This is a genomic window from Streptomyces oceani, assembly GCF_001751245.1.
GTDB lineage: Bacteria > Actinomycetota > Actinomycetes > Streptomycetales > Streptomycetaceae > Streptomyces > Streptomyces oceani.
In genome coordinates this window covers 177,387-197,361 of sequence record NZ_LJGU01000113.1, presented here as the reverse complement: position 1 = coordinate 197,361, position 19,975 = coordinate 177,387, and the positions used below count along the sequence as shown (strand labels likewise).

Below are 19,975 nucleotides of genomic sequence, written 5' to 3'. Positions count from 1 at the left end.
TCACCTTCCTCGAACACGGTCTCAGCGCTCCTCGCCCCGGGCGAGTGCGACCATTCCGGTGATCAACGCGTCGCGTCGGCGCGCCAGTTCGTCGACGGAGTGCGCCTCGCTGATCGGTCGGAGCCCCTCTACGAGTTGCCGCGCCGTGTCCTCGTCGAGACGGGGGCTGCCCAGGCTGTCGAACCAGCGGTTGAAGCTGTCGGCGTAGCGCTCGCAGAAGGCGCTGAGTCCGCCCTCCCCGGCGCCCAGATGGAAGAGCGAGGTCGGTCCCATGGCGGCCCATCGCAGTCCGGGCCCCGAGGAGACCGCCGTGTCGACGTCCTCGACGCTCGCCACGCCCTCGGTGACGAGGTGGATGGCCTCGCGCCACAGCGCGGCCTGCAGCCGGTTGGCGACGTGCCCGGGCATCTCGCGCCTGACCTCGATGGTCACCTTGCCGACCGACGCGTAGCAGGCGCGTGCCCGGTCCACCACTCCCGGGTCGGTCCGCTCGTTGCCCATCACCTCCACCAGCGGGATGAGGTGCGGGGGGTTGAAGGGGTGACCGAGGACGAAGCGGCCCGGGTCGCGCCAGCCCGCCTGCATCTCCGTCAGCGTCAGCCCGGAGGCGGAAGAGGCCACCACCGTCGTGTCCCCGAGCACCGGCTCGATGGCCGCGTACAGCTCGTGCTTGACGCCGATCCGCTCGGGCACGCTCTCCTGGACGAAGCCGGCTCCCTCGACCGCGGCGCACGGGTGGTCGTGGAAGCGCAGGTTCTCCGGGTCACCGTGCTCGGCCAGTCCCAACCGGGTCAGCACCGGCCAGGCATCCTCGACCGCCTGCCGCACCCTGCGCTCGGCCAGCGGATCCGGATCGTGGACGGCGACCGACCTGCCGGCGGCCAGGAACAGCGCACACCAGCTCTGGCCGATCACCCCGCCGCCGAGGCTCGCCACGTGCGTGATCGTGCCCGGGTCGTCGTCCTGCTGCTCAGAAGCCGACATGAGCCGCCCCCTTCAGACCGAGCCGCTGGCGTGCCTCGGCCGGAGTCGCGATGGTGTGTCCCAGGGACTCGACGATCGTGCGGATCTTCGCCACCTGATCGGCGTTGGACGCGGCGAGCTCGCCAGGGCCGATGAAGAGGCTGTCCTCCAGACCGACCCGGAGGTTTCCGCCGAGCATGGCGGCCTGGGTGGCGAAGGGCATCTGGTGTCGGCCGGCGGCGAGCACCGACCACTCGTAGTCGTCGCCGAAGAGCTTGTCCGCGATGGTGTGCATGTGCATGAGGTTGTCCAGGTCGGCGCCCACGCCGCCGAGTACGCCGAAGACCAGCTGTACGAAGAACGGCGGCTCGACCCATCCCTGGTCGACGAGCCAGGCGAGGTTGTACAGATGGCCGAGGTCGTAGGCCTCGAACTCGAACCGGGTGCCGTGTGTCCCGCCCAGTTCCTTCACGACGTACTCGAGGTCGGCGAAGGTGTTCTTGAAGACGAGGTCCCGCGTCGACTCCAGGAACTCCGGCTCCCAGTCGTGCTGCCAGCGCTCGTACTTCCGCCGCATCGGGAAGATGCCGAAGTTGAGCGAACCGACGTTGAGCGAGGCCATCTCGGGCGAGGTCGTGGTGGCGGCGCGGAGTCGGTCCTCGCGGGACATGCCGAGGCCGCCGCCGGTGGACACGTTGATGACGGCGTCGCACTCGGCGGAGATCCGCGGCATGAACCGCTGGAAGAGTTCCGGCCGGGGATCGGGCTTGCCGGTCTCCGGGTCGCGGGCGTGCAGGTGGATGATGGCCGCGCCGGCCCGCGCCGCCTCGACGGAGGCGTCCGCGATCTCCTCCGGGCGGATCGGCAGGTGCGGCGACATCGTCGGGGTGTGGATGCCGCCGGTTGGGGCGCAGGTGATGATGACTGGCTTGGACATGTTCCTCCCCTCAGCTCCGTGCGGTGGCCTGTACGGCGGTCGCGGGCGCTTCGGCGTCGGCGGTACGCCCGCTCCCCGTCACGAGTGAGCGGTACGCCTCGAGGACGAGACCGTGGAAGTGGTGCACGCCGTGTTCGGAGAGCCCCGGCGCCCGTGCGGGGTCGTAGACGATCCGCCCCTGGTCGAAGGCGGGCGTGCTCATGCCGCGTTGGACGCTCTCGACCAGGTCGATGTCCTGCACCTGGAGCACCTCGTCGATGTACCGCACCGACTCCTTCTCGGCCTCGTTCAGCTCGGTGCTCTCCAGGAAGAAGTCCCAGGTCTCCACGGTCCGGTCGGGCCCGGCCGGCAGGACCTGGAAGACCATGAAGTTGCCCCGCCCCGGGTAGCGCAGCAGACAGGTGTTGGGCCACAGCCACCACACCGCGTGCTCCGTGACGGTCGCGTCGGAGACGTCGTATGCGGCGTTCTCGGACGTGCCCGCGTCCGCGAAGTGGCTCGACCAGATGCCGTGGGTCTTGACGTCGTAGGTGTCCATGTCGACGAGGGAAACGAACTCCTTGTGCGCGACATGGCAGTGGTAGCACTCGAGGAAGTTGTCGATGACGTTCTTCCAGTTGGTCCGTACGTCGTAGTGCAGCCGCTTGGCGTGCGTGAGGTTCGCGATGTCGGGAGCCCGCTGGGTGATCTCGGCGGCGAGGTCGGGAGCCTGCCGTGCCAGCGGCGGGGCGGTGGGGTCGAGGTTGACGTAGACGAAACCGCAGAACTCCTCGACCTGGATCTGGTCGAGGCAGATCTCCGTCTTGTCGAAGGCGGTCAGCTGGTCCGTCTGGCGTGCTCCCACCAGCGCGCCGCTCAGGTCGTACGTCCAGGCGTGGTACGGGCACACGATGGTGCGGGTCGTCCCGGAGCCGGACAGGAGCTCGTGCGCCCGGTGCTTGCAGACGTTGTAGAAGGCGCGCAGCCGCCTCGAGCGGTCGCGGACGACGAGGATCGGCGTCTCGGCGACGGTCGTGGAGACGTAGTCGCCGGGCTTGGTGAGCTGCTCCACGTGACAGACCCACTGCCAGGTGCGGCCGAAGATGGACTGGCGGTCCACGGCGTGCCATTTCGGGTCGGTGTAGGCCTCCGCGCGCAGCGACATCGATCGTGCGGGGTCCTCGTGGTAGCCGGCGGCGATCGCCCTGATCTCGTCCTCGGTGAGAGTAGCCATGCCTACGACCATAGGATGAACTGTACGATCGTTCAATCCCCGGTTGAATGACCGTTCAGGTGATGCCGCTGTCAGCCATACTTGTGCCATGACCGATGACCCCGAGTCCCTTCCTGAGGACGGTCCCCGTAGCGGAATCTCCGTCACGCTCACCGCCGGAACGCTGAACGTGATCCGTGACCGGGTCGGGAAGCGTGGGATCTCCGCGTACCTGGCACGAGCGGCTCAGCGGCAGATCGAGCGAGACAACCTGACGGACTCGTTGCTGACTTCGACAACGTCAAATGGACCCGCTGATCCCGAGGCCGTGGCAGCCAAGCGGGCCAAGCTCCTCGGCCCCGCGGCAGGGACCGAGGCCGCCGCGTCTGTTCCTGTCGTCGGAGGCGGTGGTAGCCCGGTCGCCCCGCGACGTAGGCCCTGGTGACCCCGGCCACGTGTGGGCCGTGGTCCCTGGCGAGGACGTCGCTCACGAGGCGTCTCCCGCCCCGTACGCCTGACGGGGTACGTGTTCCGGGTTCGCGAGTGTTTCGGGAAGGACGACGGAGAACTCGGCCCCGCCACCCTCGAGCGCGGTGGCGGACACCTCGCCGCCGAACCGCTCGGTCAGCCGGCGCACCAGGGAGAGCCCGATTCCGCGCTGCCGGTGTGCCGAGGTCTTCTTGGTGGTCCACCCCTCGGTGAAGATCAGGTCCCGTTGCTCCGGTGGTATCCCGGGTCCGGTGTCCGTGATCTGGAGCAGCAGGGTGCGGCCCTCCGCGCGCAGTTCCACCGCGACCGTCGCCTCCGGGGTCCCGGTCGCCGCGTCCAAGGCGTTGTCCACCAGGTTGCCGATGACGGTCACCACGGCGTTCGGGTCCACCACCCGGTTCGGCAGCAGGGTGGTGGGGCTGATCCACAGTGCCACGCCGCGCTCGGCGGCCACCGCGGCCTTCCCCACCAACAGGGCGGCGATCAGCGGATCGTGTACGGACACCGCCACCTGTTCCGCCGCGGCCTGGTGCACGCCCAGCACCTCCGTGATGAACTCCTGGGCTTCCGAGTACAGGCCGAGTTCCAGGAGGCCGAGCAGCGCGTGCAACCGGTTGGCGTGCTCGTGGTCCTGCGCGCGCAGCGCGTCCAGCAGGCTTCGGGTGCTGTCCAGCTCCCGGCCCAGCCGCTCGAGTTCGGTTCGGTCCCGAAGGGTGATCACCGCTCCGCCGTCGTCCGTCGGCATCCGGTTGGCGACCAGGACGCGAGCGCCGCTGACCGTCAACAGGTCCTCGCCCGTCGCCCTGCCGGAGAGTACGTCCGCGGCCCGGCCCTCGCCGAGTACGTCCGTGACGTGCCGGCCGACATCAGCGGGGCGAAGACCGATCAGCCGCTGGGCCTCGTCGTTGACCAGTCGGGTGCGGCCGTGCGGGTCGAGTGCCACGACTCCCTCGCGGATGCCGTGCAGCATCGCCTCCCGCTCGTCGAGCAGCGCCGAGATGTCGGAGAAGGCCAGGTCGTGGGTTCGGCGCCGCAGTCGGAAGGCGACCGCGTACGCGGCGGCCGAGCCGGCCGCCAGGGCCGCTCCGGAGTAGGCCAGCAGGTCGGGCACGGCCGACAGCAGACGGTTGCGCACGCTCGCGTAGTCGATACCGACCGAGACCGCGCCGACCACCCGGCCCTCGCTGTTCCGCAACGGCGCCTTGCCTCGGGCGGTGGGTCCGAGAGTGCCGGCGTCGATGTGCATCACCTCTCGCCCGGCGAGCACTTCGCCGGGATCGGTGGAGACATGGCGCCCCACCTCCCCGCGTGAGGGATGTGACCAGCGAATGCCGTGTTCGTTCAGGACGACGACGTACGCGGCGCCGGTCGCCTCGCGGATCTGTTCGGCCTCCCGCTGCACCGGGCCGTCCGGCGAGGGCGGGGTGTTCAGCTCGGACACCAGGCCGGGGCGGGTGGCGGTGCTCTGGGCGATGGCCAGCGCCCGTCGCATGGCCTGACGGTCGAGCTGGTCACTGAGCGGAGCCAGGAAGAGGCCGCTGACCAGGGCGGTCACGCCGGTGATGAGGGCCAGCTGCATCACCAGGACCTGGGAGAAGACCCGGCGAGGTCCGCGGAAGCGCATGCCTGGGCCCCCTCGCCGTCTCGTGCCGGGCGGATACGGAGGTGTCCGTACCTGTTCGATTCGGCCGAGAGTACGGGATCCGTCCGCGCGGCTTCGACGCCCCGGCTCTCTCCCCGGGAACACCATCTCCGGGGGCGGGATGTTGATCACGCCGTTCGCGGTGGCGGCGATGTGCCGATCAGTACGGCGAGGCTCCGCCCCCCAGGTGCCGTTGGCGGAGCACCGCGCCGGAATGGCCTCAACCCCTCGGCAGTCCCAGCTCGGTGGCCAGCCGGTCCCGGTGCCACGCCGGGGAGCCGAAGAGCTGGGCGGACCCGTGCGCCCGCTTGAAGTAGCGGTGGGCGTCGTGTTCCCAGGTGATGCCGATGCCGCCGTGCAACTGGATCATCTCGCCCGCGACCGCCGAGAACGCCTCCGAGCAGGCGGACTTGGCACCCGACGCGTGGCGGGTGAGTTCCGCCGCGCTCCCCACCGTCGAGTTCTCCGCCGCCGCGTCGGCCGCGCCCAGCGCCGCCGAGCGTGCCGATTCCACCAGCACGTACGCGTCCGCCAGTCGGTGCTTCACCGCCTGGAAGGAGCCGACGGGTCGGCCGAACTGCACGCGTTGCGTGACGTGTTCGACGGTCAGTTCCAGGCAGCGTTCGGCCGCGCCCAGTTGCTCCGCGGCGAGCGCCGTACACGCGAGGTCCATGACGTGGTTCAGCACTAGGGCCCCGGCGCCCTCCGCGCCGATGAGTCGGCCGGTCGCCCCCGCGCAGGCGAGCCGCGCCAGGGAGCGGCTCTGGTCCATGGTCACCGTGGTCTCGCGGTGGACTCCCGGGTCGTCGGCGGACACCTCGAAGAGGGAGACCCCGGCTTTCGTACGGGCGGCCAGCAGCAGCACGTCCGCCTGCGCGCCGTCCAGGACGTGCTCCTTCGCGCCGTCGATCCGCCAGCTGCCGTCCTCCCGAGCCGTCGCCGTGGCGCGTATCGCCTCGGGCGCCCAGGACCCACCCTCGGCCCAGGCCAGCGAGCCCAGGGCGGCGCCGTCGGCGATGCGGGGCAGTAGCCGGTCGCAGGCCGCCTCGTCGCCGGAGTCGAGCAGGGCCCGCACGGTCAGCACCGCGGAACCCAGATAGGGCACCGGGCTCAGCACCCGGCCCAACTCCTCCAGTACGACATGCGCTTCCCGGGTGCCGTAACCCGCGCCACCGTACTCCTCGGGCACACACAGCCCGGCGACGCCGACCTGTTCCGTCAGGGGCCGCCAGGCGCTCGCTCCCGCGTGCCGCGTGAGCAACGAGCGTACGGCGGACCGCAACGCCTCCTGTTCCTCAGTGCTCCGCACTCACGCGCTCCTCTCCGGACGGCCGGCGGCAACACGGCCACCAGCCCGGTCATCGGTGCCGTCACCGGCGAGGCCGTCGGCGAGCACGCCCGCGCGGCAGGCCGCCGGCGTGCCCCAGGCGTCACGGAGCGGGCGGGCCTTGCGAATCCAGAGGGAGAGGTCGAGTTCCTCGGTGTAGCCGAGTGCGCCGTGCAGTTGCAGGGCCGTACGGGACGCGACGTACGCGGCCTCGCCCGCCGCCACCTTCGCCGCGGCGATCTCCCGTCCGCCGGCCGGGTCGTCCGCCGCCAGGGCGAGCGCCGCGGAGTGGACCAGCGGCTGGGCGAACTCGAGGCCGATCAGGGTGTCCGCCAGCCGGTGCTTCACGGCCTGGAACGAGCCGATCGGCACGCCGAACTGGCTGCGCTGCCGGGCGTACTCGACCGTACGCGTCAGCAGGGCGCGGCCCAGGCCGAGGCTCTGGGCCGCGGTGGCCAGCGCCGCGACGTTCAGGGCGTGTGCGGCGGCGGCTCGTACGGGCGGCCCCTGGGCGAGGACCGTGCCGCCGCGCGGCCTGGCCAGCCGGCGGGCCGGGTCCGCGGAGGGCTGGATCTCGTCCGCCGACTCCGCCAGGCGCAGGGTGTCGCCGTCCACGGCGAACACGGCGTCGGCCGCGTCGGGGTCCAGCGCGTACGGGGACGCGGGCGTCAGGAGCGCGAGGGAGACCGTCCGCTGTCCGGCGGCGATGTCGGGCAGCCAGGTTGTCGCGGTGGCTTCGTCGCCCAGCCGGTCCAGGAAGGCGGCCACCGTCACCGTCTCGACGTACGGACCGGGCACCGCGTGGCGGCCGAGTTCGGTGAGGGCGACGGTCAGTTCGAGGGGGAGCGGGCCGAGACCGTCGTGCCGTTCCGGCACCGCCAGGGCGAGGACACCGGCGTCGGCGAGCCGCGCCCACAGCTCACGGCCCCGAGCGTGGTCGCCGGTGGCCCAGTCGCGTACGGCCGCCGGGGTGTCTGCGGCGGTGAGCATGTCGTCCAGGGTCCGGGCGAACTCCCGCTGCTCGTCGTCGAGGAGGAACCGCATCACCGACGTCCCTTCGGCAGGCCGAGCAGCCGCTCGGCGATGATGTCGCGCTGGATCTCGTTGCTGCCCGCGTACACCGGGCCGGCGAGCGCGAAGGTGTAGCCCTCGGTCCAACCGCCGTGCCCGGGTGAGTCGCCGGCGTGGTCGGCGAGTTCGCCGTACGGGCCGAGCAGGTCGAGCGCGGTCTCGTGAAGGGCGATGTCGTACTCGGACCAGAAGACCTTGTTGAGGCTCGACTCGGCGCCGATCGCGCCGCCGGCAGCCAGCCGTGCGGCGCCGGCGTAGGTGAAGAGCTGGTAGGCGCGGGCGCCGATCACGGCGTCGGCGACCCGGTCGCGCAGCGCGGTGTCGACGTGGCCGGCGAGACCAGCGGGGCCAGCAGGATCACCAGGGCCAGCGGGGCCAGCGCGCCGCCGCCACAGTTCGACCAGGCGGTTGGCGGCGGCGGTGAACCGGCCGGGGCTGCGCAGGGTGAGCCCCCGTTCGTTGCTGGCGGTGCTCATGGCGACCCGCCATCCCCGGCCGGGTTCGCCGATGACGTCCTGATCGGGCACGAAGACCTCGTCCAGGAAGATCTCGGCGAAGGCCGGCTTGCCGTCCAGCCGTCCGATGGGGCGCACGGTCACACCGTTGGCGTCCAGCGGGAACATGACGTACGTCAGTCCGTGGTGCGGTTTTCCGGCGTCCGGGTCGCTGCGGAAGAGCCCGAAGGCGCGGTCGGCGAAGGCGGCACGGGAGGACCAGGTCTTCTGGCCGCTCAACAGCCAGCCACCACGAGTGCGTACGGCCGTGGAGCGCAGCGACGCCAGGTCTGATCCCGCCTCCGGTTCGGACCACGCCTGCGCCCAGATCACCTCGCCGCTCGCCATGGGCGGCAGGACGCGAGCGCGTTGTTCGTCGGTGCCGTGCTCGAAGAGGGTGGGGGCCAGCAGGTTGATGCCGTTCTGGCTGACCCGGCCGGGCGCGCCGGCCGCGTAGTACTCCTCCTCGAAGGTGAGCCATTCCAGGACGGAACAGCCGCGCCCGCCGTACTCCTCGGGCCAGGAGACCACCGACCAGCGGTCGGCGTGCAGCGTGCGCTCCCACTCCCGGTGGGCCGCGAAGCCCTCCCGGGTCTCCAGCGAGGGCAGCGGCGTCGTGGGCACCCGTGCGCTGAGCCAGGCGCGGGCCTCCCGGCGTACGGTGTCCTGCTGGGGCGTGGAGTCGAGGTCCATCAGGAACCGCCCTCCTTCTTCATGGCACCGATGTCCATGCCGCCGAGGGGGTCGGGGGCGGTTTCGGCGTTGTGCGCGTGGGCGAGGTGGTGCAGCCCGAAGACCGAGTCCATGCCGCTGTGCAGGCCCTGCAGGTCCTCGGCCTGGTTGACGGCGCGCTTGGTGAGCGCCAGCCCCATGCGCGGCATCTGGGCGATCCGCAGCGCCAGCTCCTGTGTGCTGTCGGCGAGTTCGGCGCGGGGCACCACCCGGTTGACCATCCCGACCTCGTACGCCCGCCGCGCGCTCATCCGGTCGCCGGTGTAGAGGAACTCCTTGGCGACGCGTGGTGGCATCACCCACGGGTGGGCGAAGTACTCCACTCCCGGGATGCCCATACGGACCACCGGGTCGGCGAAGAAGGCGTCGTCGGCGGCGACGATCAGATCGCAGACCCAGGCGAGCATGAGCCCGCCGGCGACGCACGCGCCCTGCACCGAGGCGATGACGGGCTTGGGTAGTTCGCGCCAGCGGCGGCACATGCCCAGGTAGACCTCGGACTCGCGGGCGAACCGGCTCTCCGCGCCCTCCTTGTCCGAGTGGTCCCACCACAGCCCGGCCCTGCGGTCGAACGGCAGGTGGGCGTCGCGTTCCGGGGTGCCGATGTCGTGACCGGCCGAGAAGTGCTTGCCCGCACCGGCGAGGATCACGGCCTTGACCTCGTCGTCGTCGGCGGCGCGGTAGAAGGCCTGGTCGAGGGCGTAGGTCATCGCGGAGTTCTGGGCGTTGCGGTACTCCGGCCGGTTCATGGTGACGGTCGCCACCGTGCCCCGCTTGTCGTACCGCACCGGCTCGTCCTGGGCCTCAGGGCCTTCGGAGGCTGCGTCGTGGACACTCGACATTCGCCGCTCCTTCCCTAACAAGTGTTTGGTAGGTTAGCGTACGGCCATGAGCAGCGTCGAGGAGTTCCGGAACGAGATCCGTGACTGGCTGCGGACCCACCTCACCGGCGACTTCGCGGACCTGCGCGGGCGAGGCGGGCCCGGCCGGGAACACGAGGCGTTCGCCGAACGGCTCGCCTGGGAACGCCACATGGCCGCCGCCGGCTGGACCTGCGTCGGATGGCCGACGGAGTACGGCGGTCGGGGCGCCACCCTGGAGCAGCAGGTGGCCTTCCACGAGGAGTACGCCCTCGCCGACGCCCCCGCCCGGGTGGGGCACCTCGGTGAACAGCTCCTGGGTCCCACCCTGATGGCCTTCGGCACGCCCGAGCAGCGGGAGCGCTTCCTGCCGACGATCGTCGCGGTGGAGGAGCTGTGGTGCCAGGGCTACAGCGAGCCGGACGCGGGATCGGACCTGGCGAACATCCGCACGCGGGCCGAACTGGACGGCGACACCTGGAAGGTCACCGGTCAGAAGATCTGGACCTCGCTGGCCCTGGAGTCCGACTGGTGCTTCGTCGTCGCCCGGACAACCCCCGGGTCCACCCGGCATCACGGGCTGTCCTACCTGCTGGTCCCGCTGGACCAGCCCGGCGTCGACATCCGGCCGATCCATCAGCTGACCGGCACCTCGGAGTTCAACGAGGTCTTCCTCGACGGCGCGCGCACCGCTGCCGAGAACGTCGTGGGCGCCCCCGGGGACGGCTGGAAGGTCGCGATGGCCACCCTCGGTTTCGAACGCGGCGTGTCCACCCTGGGCCAACAGGTCGGCTTCCGGCGCGAACTCACCGCCCTGACCGAGCTGGCCCAGCGCAACGGCGCCGCCACCGACCCGGTCATCCGGGACCGGCTCGCCCGGGCCTGGATCGGCCTGGAGACCATCCGCTTCAACGCGCTGCGGCTGATCGAGTCAGTCGCCGCCGGCTCACCCGGCCCGGAGGCCTCCATCGGGAAGATCTACTGGGCCACCTGGCACCGCGAGCTGGGCGAACTCGCCATGGACGTCTGCGGTGCGGACGGCCTGCTCGCCGCCGGCGCGCCCTACGATCTCACCGACTGGCAGCGCCTCTTCCTCTTCTCCCGGTCCGACACCATCTACGCCGGCTCGAACGAGATCCAGCGGAACATCATCGCCGAGCGGGTGCTCGGCCTGCCGAAGGAGGTTCGCCCGTGACCACCGAGCCCGCGTACGTGCCAGGCCACGATCTGCTGACCGGACGCACCGCGGTGGTCACCGCCGCTGCGGGAGCCGGCATCGGCGGCGCCACCGCACGACGGCTGCTGGAAGAGGGCGCCGAGGTCCTGCTGTCCGACGCGCACACCCGCAGGCTGGAGGAGTCCGAGGCCGAACTCGCCGCCGAGTTCGGCGCGGAGCGGGTCACGGCGCTGCCCTGCGACGTCACCGACGAGGTCCAGGTCGAGGCGCTCTTCGAGCGCGCCGAGGAGCGCCACGGCCGGCTCGACATCGTGGTGAACAACGCCGGACTCGGCGGCACCGCGGACCTGGTGGACATGACGGACGAGCAGTGGTCGACGGTCCTCGACATCACCTTGAACGGCACCTTCCGCTGCGTACGCGCCGGGCTGCGCCGGATGAAGGCGGCGGGCAGCGGCGGCGTGATCCTCAACAACGCCTCGGTGATCGGCTGGCGTGCCCAGCGGGGGCAGGCGCACTACGCCGCCGCCAAGGCCGGAGTCATGGCGCTCACCCGCTGCGCCGCGCTGGAGGCCGCGGAGTACGGCGTACGGGTCAACGCCGTCTCGCCCAGCCTGGCCATGCACCCGCACCTGGTGAAGGTCACGACACCGGAACTGCTGGAGGAGCTGACGTCCCGAGAGGCGTTCGGACGGTACGCGGAGCCGTGGGAGATCGCCAACGTGATCGTCTTCCTCGCCAGCGGCTACTCCTCGTACATGACCGGCGAGGTGCTCTCGGTCAGCAGCCAGCATGCCTGAGGCGAGAATGTCCGCGTGCCGAAACCAACTGAGAAGAAGACCATGGTGAGTCGGTCGCCACAGCGCCGCGAGGAACTGCTGGCCACCGCCGGCGAGGTCTTCGCCGCCCAGGGATACGACGCCACGACCGTACGCAAGATCGCGGACGCGGCGGGAATGCTGGCCGGGAGCCTCTACTACCACTTCGACTCCAAGGAGTCGATGCTCGACGAGATCCTGTCCACCTTCCTGAACGAGCTGTGGGCGCGCTACGACGCGGTCCTCGCCGCCGGCCTCGGCCCCAGGGAGACCCTGGAGGCGCTGGTCACCGAGTCCTTCCGGGAGATCGACCAGCATCGCGACGCGGTCGCCATCTACCAGCGGGAGTCCAAGCACCTCGCCGACCACCCGCGCTTCGGCTATCTCGCCGAGTCACAGCGGAAGTTCGAGAAGGCGTGGCTCGGCACCCTGGAGCGCGGCGTGGCCGCCGGCACGTTCCGTGCCGACCTGGACGTACGGCTGACGTACCGCTTCGTGCGCGACACCGTGTGGGTCGCCGCGTCCTGGTACCGGCCGGGCGGACACCACAGTCCGGAGGAGATCGCCCACCAGTACCTGTCGATGGTGCTGGAGGGCATCGCCGTCCGGCCGCAATGACCGGGAACCGTGAGTGAAGGAGCAGCAGGCATGGCCGAGGCATACATCATCGAGGCGGTGCGTACGCCGGTCGGGCGGCGGAACGGCGGACTCGCCACCGTGCACCCGGCCGACCTGGGCGCGCACGTGCTGAAGGCGCTGATGGAGCGTGCCGGCGCGCCACCGGCCGCCGTGGAGGACGTCGTCTTCGGCTGCCTGGACACCGTCGGCCCGCAGGCCGGCGACATCGCCCGCACCTGCTGGCTCGCCGCCGGGCTGCCCGAGGAGGTGCCCGGGGTGACCGTCGACCGGCAGTGCGGTTCCTCCCAACAGGCGTTGCACTTCGCCGCCCAGGGCGTCCTCTCCGGCACCCAGGACCTGGTGGTCGCGGGTGGCGTGCAGAACATGTCGCAGGTGCCGATCGCCTTCGCCAGCCGCCAGGCCGCCGAGCCGCTGGGGCTGACCGAGGGCCCGTACGCCGGTTCCGAGGGCTGGCGGGCACGCTACGGCGAGCAGCCCGTGAACCAGTTCCACGGCGCCGAACTCATCGCCGACAAGTGGGCGATCTCGCGTCGCGAGATGGAGGAGTTCGCGCTGCGCTCGCACCAGCGGGCGCTGCGGGCGGCCGAGGAGGGCCGGTTCGACCGGGAACTCGTGCCGTACGGCGAGGTGGCCGCCGACGAGGGGCCGCGCGCGGACACCAGTCTGGAGAAGATGGCGTGCCTGCGGCCGGTGGTCGAGGACGGCCGGCTGACCGCCGCGGTCTCCTCCCAGGTCTCCGACGGGGCCTCCGCGATGCTGCTCGCCTCGGAGCGTGCCGTACGCGAACACGGGCTGGCTCCCCGCGCCCGCGTACACCACCTCTCGGTCCGCGGCGAGGACCCGATCCGGATGCTGTCCGCGCCGATCCCCGCGACGGCGTACGCGCTGGATAAGGCGGGCATGTCGCTCGGGGACATCGACCTGGTCGAGATCAACGAGGCGTTCGCCTCGGTCGTGCTCGCGTGGCTACGGGAGACCGGTGCGGACCCGGAGAAGGTGAACGTCAACGGTGGTGCGATCGCCCTGGGACACCCGCTGGGCGCCACCGGCACCAGGCTGACCACGACCCTGCTGCACGAGTTGGAGCGCACCGGCGGGCGCTACGGCCTGCAGACCATGTGCGAGGGCGGCGGCCAGGCCAACGTCACCATCATCGAGCGGCTCTGACCCGACCACGGCCCCGGACACGCGGCGAGCGGCGGGTCCGGGGTCGGTGGCACCGGGCGTGATCGTTCAGCGCGCGACCGGCAGTTCCCGCAGGGTCGTCCGCGCCTGCACCATGATCCGTTCGACCAGCTCCGCGCAGGACGGCAGGTCCTCGATCACCCCGGCGACCTGGCCGGAGGCCATCACCCCGAGGTCCGTACACCCCTCGACCATCGAAGCGCGAAGCAGCATCGGCGTGTTGGCTGCCAGGAGCACCTGACTCCAGGACAGTCCCCGGCCACGTCTCATCGCCAGGCCGTCCCGCACCAGCTGGGGCCAGCTCATCCCGGACTCCCGCCGGAAGGCGGCGGCGTGCCGTACGGCACGCAGCAGCTCGGTGGTCCGGCCCGAGCGCTCCAGTTCCTCGACCAGTGGCGTACGGAGCATGCGGTGCGGCAGCCCGTCCACCCTGGTGGTGACCGTGACGTCCCGTACCGTGGCGGCCAGGTACCTCTCCTTCACCGCTTCCGGGACGGTGCTGTCGGAGGTCAGCAGGAAGCGGGTGCCCATGGCGACGCCAGCGGCGCCCTGGGCGAGGGCCGCCACCAGCCCCCGCCCGTCGTGGAAACCGCCCGCGGCGACCACCGGGATGTCCACCGCGTCCACGACCTGCGGGAGCAGCACCGTGGTGGCGACGTGACCGGTGTGCCCGCCGCCCTCGGAGCCCTGCACCACCACCGCGTCGGCGCCCCAGGCGGCGACCTTCTCCGCGTGCCGCCGGGCGCCGATGGACGGGATGACCACCACCCCCGCGTCCTTGAGCCGGGCGATCAGCTCCCGGGACGGCGCGAGGGCGAAGGAGGCGACCGCCACGCCCTCGTCGACGATGATCCGTACGCGCTCGTCCGCGTCGCTCGCGTCCGCCCGCAGGTTGACGCCGAACGGCGCGTCGGTGCGCTCCTTCACCTCGCGTACGGCCGCACGAAGCTGGTCCACCGACATGGTGGCGGAGGCGAGGACGCCGAGCGCCCCCGCGTTCGCGGTGGCCGAGACCAGCCGGGGCCCGGCCACCCAGCCCATGCCGGTCTGCACGAGGGGGTGGCGTACCCCGGTCAGCTCGGTGAGCGGGGTCGCGAGCCGCACCTCGCTCATGCGGAGACCTCGCGGTCCCGCAGCCCGGACGGGTCGATCACCTCGCGGATCAACCGCAGCTCCGTGGCGGTGGGTTCGCGGGTGTACGGCACCTCCCCGGGCACGGCGAGCGGGAAGCCGGTGGCCTCCCGGACCTGTTCGAGGGTGACACCGGGATGCAGGGAGCGCAGCCGCATCGTACGGTCCGGGGTCTCGAAGTCGAGCACCGCCAGGTCGCTGATCACCTCCGGCAGCCGGTGGTAGCGGGTAGCGGCCAGGCCGGCCGCGGCGGCGCGGTCGTAGCCCACTCCGCAGACCATGTCGACCCGCTCGACGAAGACCCGGGGGGAGTGCCGTGGAACCCAGTAACTCGTCGGGTTGTTGAGGGTGTTGATCGGTGCTCCGCGTACGCCCAGCAGCTGCCGCTCGGGTCGGGCCCAGTCGCCGACGCAGGAGATGTTCTGGTTGCCGTGGCGGTCGAGTTGGCTGGCGCCCATCATCACGTGCCGTCGCCCGGTCGCCACCAGGGAAAGGTGCGCGCGGTAGGGCAGCCAGCCCTCGACCACGCCGGCGGCGGCGCCGACCGGCGCCACGTCGCCGACGAGCAGTGCCGCACCGTCGGTCAGCAGCAGGTCGGGGGAGAAGGTGAGCTTCGCCAGCCGGGCGCCGATCGCCGGCAGCGTGCCCATCGGACTGGCCAGCACCTCACCCGCGTCCCGCCACGCCTCCGCGCAGGCCACCGCGCAGTACTCGGCGCGGGTGGCCGGCCGCGCCGACTGGGCCGTCGGTGTCTGTGTGCTCTGTGTGGCCTGTGCCGTCGGTGCTGATGGTCCGGTCTCAGACATCCGCCGAAGCCTCCTCGTGGAACGCCGCCACCGCGGCCTGGTACGCGTCCTCGTCCCCGGAGAGGAAGCGGCTGCTGAAGGCCCGCCACCCCTCGGGGTCGCGGGCGGCCTGCGCGTAGGAGCGCTGGAACGCCTCGTCCCGACCGTGGTCCGGGACGCAGGAGGTGAAGTGCGCGCCGTTCGGTGTCTCCACCACCCCGCTTACGAACGCGCGCTTGACCAGCAGCGTCTGCGGGCCCCCGGCCTTCTCGAACTCCGCGCTGTCGACGAGCTGTTCGCAGGAGACGTACGCCTCGTCCGCGGCCTCGCAGAACAGGTCGTCGAAGTACGGGTCGGGGCCGAGATACTGCCCGTTGCCGTGTACGTCGGCACGGTTGAGGTGGACGAGCGCGGCGTCGAGCCGCAGCGCGGGGGCGGCGACCAGTTCCTCGCCGTCCGCGTACGGCGAAGTGACCGTGCGCAGCGTCGGGTTCACCCGCATCACGTCCGAGCCGATGCCAGCCCGTACCGGCATGAAGGGCAGCCGCTGCGCCGCGGCGGTCAGGCCCCACATGAACATCGCCTCGTCCAGCTCCACCATCTCGAACGCGCCCCGCTGTCGGGCGGCGCGGAAGTGCGGTTCGAGCGGGACGGAGTCCAGCGTGACGAACGCCGCCACCAGCTTGCGGATCTTTCCCGCGGCGGCGAGCAGCCCGACGTCCGGGCCGCCGTAACTGACGACCGTGAGGTCCGTCAGGTCCGAGCGCAGCAGGGCGCGCACGAGAGCCATCGGCTTGCGCTGGGAGCCCCAACCGCCGATGCCGAGGGTCATGCCGCTCTCCAGGCGGCCGACCACGTCCTCGGCCGTCATCGTCTTGTCGCTCACGGCTGCTCTCCCTCGGTGGACTTGACGGACACGAAGGCGTCCCGGTGCCGGTCGGCCACCCCGCTGAGGTTCGCCTCGAAGGTGAAGCCCTGTTCGAAGCGGTAGCTGTGGCGTACGTCCACCGGGTCGATGCCGTTGATCGCGGACTTGGCGAGCCGGATGAGACTGCCGTCCTTGGCCGCGATCTCGGTGGCCAACTCCAGGGCCGCGGTGGAGAGTTCCGCCCGAGGGACGACCCGCCACACCGAGCCGTGCTGGTGCAGCTCGTGGGCCGTGGCGGTGCGCGAGGTGTAGTAGAGGGCGCGCATCAGGTGCTGCGGGACCAGGCGGGCCAGGTGGGTGGCGGCGCCGAGCGCCCCCCGGTCGAGTTCGGGCAGCCCGAACGTCGCGTCCTCGCTGGCGACGATGGCGTCGGCGTTGCCGGCGAGGCCGACGCCGCCGCCCAGGCAGAAGCCGTGGATGGCGGCGACCACCGGGACCTCGCAGTCGTAGACGGCGGCGAACGCCTCGTAACAGCCGCGGTTGGCGCCGATGAGGGCGTCGTGGCCAGCCGTGCGTTGCATCTCCTTGATGTCGACGCCGGCGTTGAAGCCCCGACCCGCCGCTTCCAGTACCACACAGCGCACCTGTGGGTCGGCGCCGGCGGTACGTACGGCGCTGGCCAGGTCGTACCAGCCGCGCACCGGGAGCGCGTTGACCGGGGGGAAGTCGACGGTGACGACGGCGATGCCGTCCCGTGGGACGGAGGTGGAGACAGCCATGGGCAGATCAGCTACCTTTCAACCAAACATTTGTTAGGCACCGTAGCAGTGGTCCTCGGCTCCTGGGAGGGTGTCCGGTGTCCCGTTCTCGTGGAACCGACCGGACACCCGCCTCCCTCCGTACCGAGACCGGCCCCTGCGCTCAGTGAAAGGACGCCAGCCCTCATGACCGGACTCTGCGAAGGAAGCGTCGTCGTCGTCACCGGAGCGGGCCGCGGACTCGGCCGCGCGCACGCCCTCGCCCTCGCGGCCGAGGGCGCCCGGGTCGTGGTCAACGACCTCGGCGTCGGCCTCGCCGGCAGCGGTTCGGGCGGCGCCGCCGAGCCCGCCCAGCGGGTCGCCGACGAGATCACGGCACACGGCGGCCAGGCGGTCGTACACCGCGGGGACATCGCCACCACCGACGGCGCCGCCTCGCTGGTCTCCACGGCCCTGGAGACCTACGGCCGCCTGGACACTCTCGTCAACAACGCAGGATTCCTGCGCGACCGCATGTTGGTGAACCTCAGTGAGGACGACTGGGACGACGTCATGCGTGTCCATCTCAAGGGACACTTCCTGACGCTCAAGCACGCCGCCGGCCACTGGCGCGCGGAGGCGAAGGCCGGGCGTACGCCGCGGGCTCGGGTGGTCAACACCAGCTCCGGAGCCGGGCTGTTGGGCAGTGTCGGGCAGGGCAACTACTCCGCCGCGAAGGCGGGAATCCTCGGTCTGACCCTCGTCGCCGCGGCGGAGCTGGGGCGGTACGGCGTACGCGTCAACGCCGTGGCGCCCGCGGCACGCACCAGGATGACCGAGCAGACCTTCGCGGACACCATGGCGACCCCCGAGGACGGCGGTTTCGACGCCATGGCGCCGGAGAACGTCTCGCCGCTGGTCGTGTGGCTGGGCTCGGACGCCTCGGCCGAGGTGTCCGGCCGGGTCTTCGAGGCGGAGGCGGGACGGATCACCGTCATGGACGGTTGGCGGCCCGGCCCGACCGTGGACAAGGGCGCCCGCTGGAGCCCGGCGGAGGCGGGCGAGGCCGCCCGCGCCCTGCTCGCCGACGCCGAGGGCCCGCGGCCGGTCTACGGCGCCGAGTGAGGCGAGGGCCGCACCGTGTCCGGTCGCACGGGCTCGGCCGCGTTCCGGTCAGCGGGAACGCCGCCCGGGCCCGACGCCGTACGCCTACGGTGCGAACACACGAGCGCGAGGAGGGACGTTGACCGACGAATGGGACGCCACCGCCACGGCGGCGGCGATCAGGACCGGGGAGGTCAGCGCCGGTGCCGTGGTCGAGGGGGCGATCGCCCGGATCGAGCGACTCAACCCCGCACACCACGCGGTGATCCACACTCGTTTCGACGAGGCCCGGGCCGAAGTGGACGCCGGGCTTCCGGACGGGCCGCTGCGTGGAGTGCCCTTCCTGGTGAAGGACCTCGGTACGGAGGTCGCCGGCCTCCCCGCCACCAGCGGCAGCCGCCTGTTCGCCGAGGGGGTCGCCGCGCGCGACAGCGAACTGGTGGCTCGCTGCCGGCGGGCCGGCATGGTCGTCCTCGGCACCACCAACACCCCCGAACTCGGGCTCAACGCCAGCACCGAGCCGACGCTGTACGGCCCGACCCGCAACCCCTGGAACACCGCCCACTCGCCCGGTGGTTCGAGCGGCGGCTCAGCCGCCGCCGTGGCGGCCGGCATGGTTTCGGTCGCGCATGCCAGCGACGGCGGCGGCTCCATCCGGATACCGGCGGCGGCCTGCGGGCTGTTCGGCCTCAAGCCGAGCCGTGGCCGGGTCTCGCCCGCCCCCCGCCCCACCACGCTCTCCGGGCTCGTCACGGCACACCACGCCGTCACCACGACGGTTCGGGACAGCGCCCAACTCCTCGACATCGTCGCCGGCCCGCTCCACGGGGACGCGTACGCCGCCCCCGCCCCGGCCGACACGTTCAGCGCCCTGGCACGGCGCGATCCGGGCCGGCTGCGGATCGGACTGGTCACCAGTTTGCCGGGCGGGCCCGAGACGCATCCGGCCTCCGCCGGTGCCGCGGTCGCGGCGGCACACCTCTGCGAACGGCTCGGACACGAGGTGACGGAGGTGCCGGCACCCTACCGGCCGGAGGAGGTGAGCGCCGCCTCGGCCGTGCTCATGGGGGGCGAGCTGGTCGCCCAGCTCGACGCGCGGCTCGAACGGCTCGGCCGAACGCTGACCGACGGCGACATCGAGCCCTTCACCCGGGTGCTGTACGAGCACTACCGCACCGTCCCCGCGGTCGAGGTCAGCCGCGCGCTGCGGCGCGTACAGGAGATCGGCTGGCGGGTCGGCGCGGCGTTCCGCGAGCACGACCTGCTGTTGAGCCCGACCCTCGCGCGGCCCACACCCCCGCTCGGGCTGCTCGACACGTGCGATCCGGCGGCGATCTACGAACACGCCGCGAGCTATTCCGCGTTCACCAGCGTCCACAACGTCACCGGCATGCCGGCCATGTCCGTCCCGTACGGCCAGGACGCCGACGGGCTGCCGCTGGGCGTGCAGTTCGTCGCCGGCCTCGGAGGCGAGGGGACGCTGCTCGCCCTGGCGACCCAACTGGAACAGGCCGCGCCATGGCCGGTGCGCGCCCCCGTCTGAGGCCCCCTCCGAGGCCCGCGTCCCAGGCCCCGCCTGAGCGCGCCGCCCGGCGGTCGCGCCCGTGGCGGGACGGCCGTATCCCACCGCGAACCTCCCCGCCGGGCGCCCCGACGCGTGGCACGAGCGGGCCGCGGGCGCACGTCCGAGCGTGGGAGGCACCCGTCCGCTCGTACGTCCCGGTGGCTGGGACCGCCAGCGGGTGACGCCGCTCACTGTGTCTCACTGGACGCCGTCCGAGTCGCCCCGGGTCAGGGCTCTCCGCCCGTGCGGCCCTCTCGAGT

19 protein-coding genes are annotated in these 19,975 nt (G+C 71.9%); 7 read left to right on the top strand and 12 right to left on the bottom strand.

What is annotated here, in order from left to right:
* Window positions 1–21 precede the first annotated feature (21 nt).
* Genes AN216_RS06710 through AN216_RS06700 form a run of 3 tightly spaced genes read right to left on the bottom strand, consistent with a single transcriptional unit; the run spans window position 22 to window position 3,113 of the window.
* Window positions 22–984 (bottom strand): 3-hydroxyacyl-CoA dehydrogenase NAD-binding domain-containing protein, encoded by a 963-nt coding sequence (locus tag AN216_RS06710; RefSeq protein ID WP_070195666.1) that lies wholly within the window; start codon window positions 982–984, stop codon window positions 22–24.
* Complete coding sequence (kce, locus tag AN216_RS06705) at window positions 971–1,900, bottom strand: 3,5-dioxohexanoate:acetyl-CoA acetone transferase (RefSeq protein WP_070195665.1); 930 nt, start codon at window positions 1,898–1,900, stop codon at window positions 971–973. The genes AN216_RS06710 and kce overlap by 14 nt, the downstream gene beginning before the upstream one ends.
* 10 nt (window positions 1,901–1,910) lie before the next feature.
* Window positions 1,911–3,113, bottom strand: coding sequence for an aromatic ring-hydroxylating oxygenase subunit alpha (locus tag AN216_RS06700; protein ID WP_170843050.1), 1,203 nt, complete (start codon window positions 3,111–3,113; stop codon window positions 1,911–1,913).
* Window positions 3,114–3,201: 88 nt separating this feature from the next.
* Here AN216_RS06700 and AN216_RS26585 point away from each other — a divergent pair, with 88 nt between their 5' ends.
* Window positions 3,202–3,537, top strand: a complete 336-nt coding sequence (locus tag AN216_RS26585) for a hypothetical protein (protein WP_079166330.1) — start codon at window positions 3,202–3,204, stop codon at window positions 3,535–3,537.
* 42 nt (window positions 3,538–3,579) lie between these two features.
* Here the strand turns inward: AN216_RS26585 and AN216_RS06695 are convergent, their stop codons facing one another.
* The 5 genes from AN216_RS06695 to AN216_RS06675 all read right to left on the bottom strand — a co-directional run bounded on the left by AN216_RS06695 (window position 3,580) and on the right by AN216_RS06675 (window position 9,689).
* A complete protein-coding gene (locus AN216_RS06695; protein ID WP_070195664.1) occupies window positions 3,580–5,205 on the bottom strand; it encodes a sensor histidine kinase in 1,626 nt (541 codons plus the stop codon).
* Window positions 5,206–5,443: 238 nt separating this feature from the next.
* Window positions 5,444–6,532 (bottom strand): acyl-CoA dehydrogenase family protein, encoded by a 1,089-nt coding sequence (locus AN216_RS06690; RefSeq protein WP_070195663.1) that lies wholly within the window; start codon window positions 6,530–6,532, stop codon window positions 5,444–5,446.
* Complete coding sequence (locus AN216_RS06685; RefSeq protein ID WP_079166329.1) at window positions 6,533–7,594, bottom strand: acyl-CoA dehydrogenase family protein; 1,062 nt, start codon at window positions 7,592–7,594, stop codon at window positions 6,533–6,535.
* Window positions 7,594–8,808, bottom strand: a complete 1,215-nt coding sequence (locus tag AN216_RS06680) for an acyl-CoA dehydrogenase family protein (protein WP_070195662.1) — start codon at window positions 8,806–8,808, stop codon at window positions 7,594–7,596. Before AN216_RS06680 ends, AN216_RS06685 begins: the two co-directional genes overlap by 1 nt.
* Window positions 8,808–9,689, bottom strand: a complete 882-nt coding sequence (locus AN216_RS06675; RefSeq protein WP_070195661.1) for an enoyl-CoA hydratase — start codon at window positions 9,687–9,689, stop codon at window positions 8,808–8,810. Before AN216_RS06675 ends, AN216_RS06680 begins: the two co-directional genes overlap by 1 nt.
* Window positions 9,690–9,735: 46 nt before the next feature.
* Here AN216_RS06675 and AN216_RS06670 point away from each other — a divergent pair, with 46 nt between their 5' ends.
* From AN216_RS06670 to AN216_RS06655, 4 genes are read left to right on the top strand one after another with little or no spacing between them, the layout of a single operon-like run.
* On the top strand, window positions 9,736–10,902 hold the full coding sequence (locus AN216_RS06670; protein ID WP_070195660.1) for an acyl-CoA dehydrogenase family protein: 1,167 nt from the start codon (window positions 9,736–9,738) through the stop codon (window positions 10,900–10,902).
* Window positions 10,899–11,684 (top strand): SDR family oxidoreductase, encoded by a 786-nt coding sequence (locus AN216_RS06665; RefSeq protein ID WP_070195659.1) that lies wholly within the window; start codon window positions 10,899–10,901, stop codon window positions 11,682–11,684. Before AN216_RS06670 ends, AN216_RS06665 begins: the two co-directional genes overlap by 4 nt.
* Window positions 11,685–11,726: 42 nt before the next feature.
* Entirely contained in the window at window positions 11,727–12,320 is a 594-nt protein-coding gene (locus AN216_RS06660; protein WP_070195658.1) for a TetR/AcrR family transcriptional regulator, read from the top strand.
* Window positions 12,321–12,350: 30 nt separating this feature from the next.
* The gene (locus AN216_RS06655; RefSeq protein WP_070195657.1) at window positions 12,351–13,508 is read left to right on the top strand and encodes an acetyl-CoA C-acetyltransferase; all 1,158 of its coding nucleotides are present in this window, start codon (window positions 12,351–12,353) and stop codon (window positions 13,506–13,508) included.
* Window positions 13,509–13,574: 66 nt separating this feature from the next.
* On the opposite strand, the gene AN216_RS06650 is transcribed toward AN216_RS06655, so the two are convergent.
* The 4 genes from AN216_RS06650 to AN216_RS06635 are packed head-to-tail and all read right to left on the bottom strand — an operon-like array spanning window position 13,575 to window position 17,089.
* A complete protein-coding gene (locus AN216_RS06650; protein WP_070195656.1) occupies window positions 13,575–14,639 on the bottom strand; it encodes an NAD(P)H-dependent flavin oxidoreductase in 1,065 nt (354 codons plus the stop codon).
* Window positions 14,636–15,463: a CoA-transferase subunit beta gene (locus tag AN216_RS06645; protein WP_244502353.1), complete on the bottom strand. Its 828-nt coding sequence runs from the start codon at window positions 15,461–15,463 to the stop codon at window positions 14,636–14,638. Before AN216_RS06645 ends, AN216_RS06650 begins: the two co-directional genes overlap by 4 nt.
* A complete protein-coding gene (locus tag AN216_RS06640) occupies window positions 15,456–16,328 on the bottom strand; it encodes a CoA transferase subunit A (protein ID WP_338059231.1) in 873 nt (290 codons plus the stop codon). Before AN216_RS06640 ends, AN216_RS06645 begins: the two co-directional genes overlap by 8 nt.
* Window positions 16,325–17,089: an enoyl-CoA hydratase family protein gene (locus tag AN216_RS06635; protein WP_070195654.1), complete on the bottom strand. Its 765-nt coding sequence runs from the start codon at window positions 17,087–17,089 to the stop codon at window positions 16,325–16,327. Before AN216_RS06635 ends, AN216_RS06640 begins: the two co-directional genes overlap by 4 nt.
* Window positions 17,090–17,254: 165 nt before the next feature.
* On the opposite strand from AN216_RS06635, the gene AN216_RS06630 reads away from it, so the two are divergent.
* Together AN216_RS06630 and AN216_RS06625 are read left to right on the top strand one after the other, a co-directional pair.
* Entirely contained in the window at window positions 17,255–18,172 is a 918-nt protein-coding gene (locus AN216_RS06630) for an SDR family oxidoreductase (protein ID WP_070195653.1), read from the top strand.
* A gap of 118 nt (window positions 18,173–18,290) precedes the next feature.
* Window positions 18,291–19,694: an amidase gene (locus tag AN216_RS06625; RefSeq protein WP_070195652.1), complete on the top strand. Its 1,404-nt coding sequence runs from the start codon at window positions 18,291–18,293 to the stop codon at window positions 19,692–19,694.
* Window positions 19,695–19,975: the final 281 nt, after the last annotated feature.

What these genes read in the sequence shown, in the direction of transcription:
- AN216_RS06710 (WP_070195666.1), bottom strand. Translation starts at nt 984, where the DNA reads ATGTCGGCTTCTGAGCAGCAGGACGACGACCCGGGCACGATCACGCAC.
- kce (WP_070195665.1), bottom strand. Translation starts at nt 1,900, where the DNA reads ATGTCCAAGCCAGTCATCATCACCTGCGCCCCAACCGGCGGCATCCAC.
- AN216_RS06700 (WP_170843050.1), bottom strand. Translation starts at nt 3,113, where the DNA reads ATGGCTACTCTCACCGAGGACGAGATCAGGGCGATCGCCGCCGGCTAC.
- AN216_RS26585 (WP_079166330.1), top strand. Translation starts at nt 3,202, where the DNA reads ATGACCGATGACCCCGAGTCCCTTCCTGAGGACGGTCCCCGTAGCGGA.
- AN216_RS06695 (WP_070195664.1), bottom strand. Translation starts at nt 5,205, where the DNA reads ATGCGCTTCCGCGGACCTCGCCGGGTCTTCTCCCAGGTCCTGGTGATG.
- AN216_RS06685 (WP_079166329.1), bottom strand. Translation starts at nt 7,594, where the DNA reads ATGCGGTTCCTCCTCGACGACGAGCAGCGGGAGTTCGCCCGGACCCTG.
- AN216_RS06680 (WP_070195662.1), bottom strand. Translation starts at nt 8,808, where the DNA reads ATGGACCTCGACTCCACGCCCCAGCAGGACACCGTACGCCGGGAGGCC.
- AN216_RS06675 (WP_070195661.1), bottom strand. Translation starts at nt 9,689, where the DNA reads ATGTCGAGTGTCCACGACGCAGCCTCCGAAGGCCCTGAGGCCCAGGAC.
- AN216_RS06670 (WP_070195660.1), top strand. Translation starts at nt 9,736, where the DNA reads ATGAGCAGCGTCGAGGAGTTCCGGAACGAGATCCGTGACTGGCTGCGG.
- AN216_RS06660 (WP_070195658.1), top strand. Translation starts at nt 11,727, where the DNA reads ATGGTGAGTCGGTCGCCACAGCGCCGCGAGGAACTGCTGGCCACCGCC.
- AN216_RS06655 (WP_070195657.1), top strand. Translation starts at nt 12,351, where the DNA reads ATGGCCGAGGCATACATCATCGAGGCGGTGCGTACGCCGGTCGGGCGG.
- AN216_RS06650 (WP_070195656.1), bottom strand. Translation starts at nt 14,639, where the DNA reads ATGAGCGAGGTGCGGCTCGCGACCCCGCTCACCGAGCTGACCGGGGTA.
- AN216_RS06645 (WP_244502353.1), bottom strand. Translation starts at nt 15,463, where the DNA reads ATGTCTGAGACCGGACCATCAGCACCGACGGCACAGGCCACACAGAGC.
- AN216_RS06635 (WP_070195654.1), bottom strand. Translation starts at nt 17,089, where the DNA reads ATGGCTGTCTCCACCTCCGTCCCACGGGACGGCATCGCCGTCGTCACC.
- AN216_RS06630 (WP_070195653.1), top strand. Translation starts at nt 17,255, where the DNA reads ATGACCGGACTCTGCGAAGGAAGCGTCGTCGTCGTCACCGGAGCGGGC.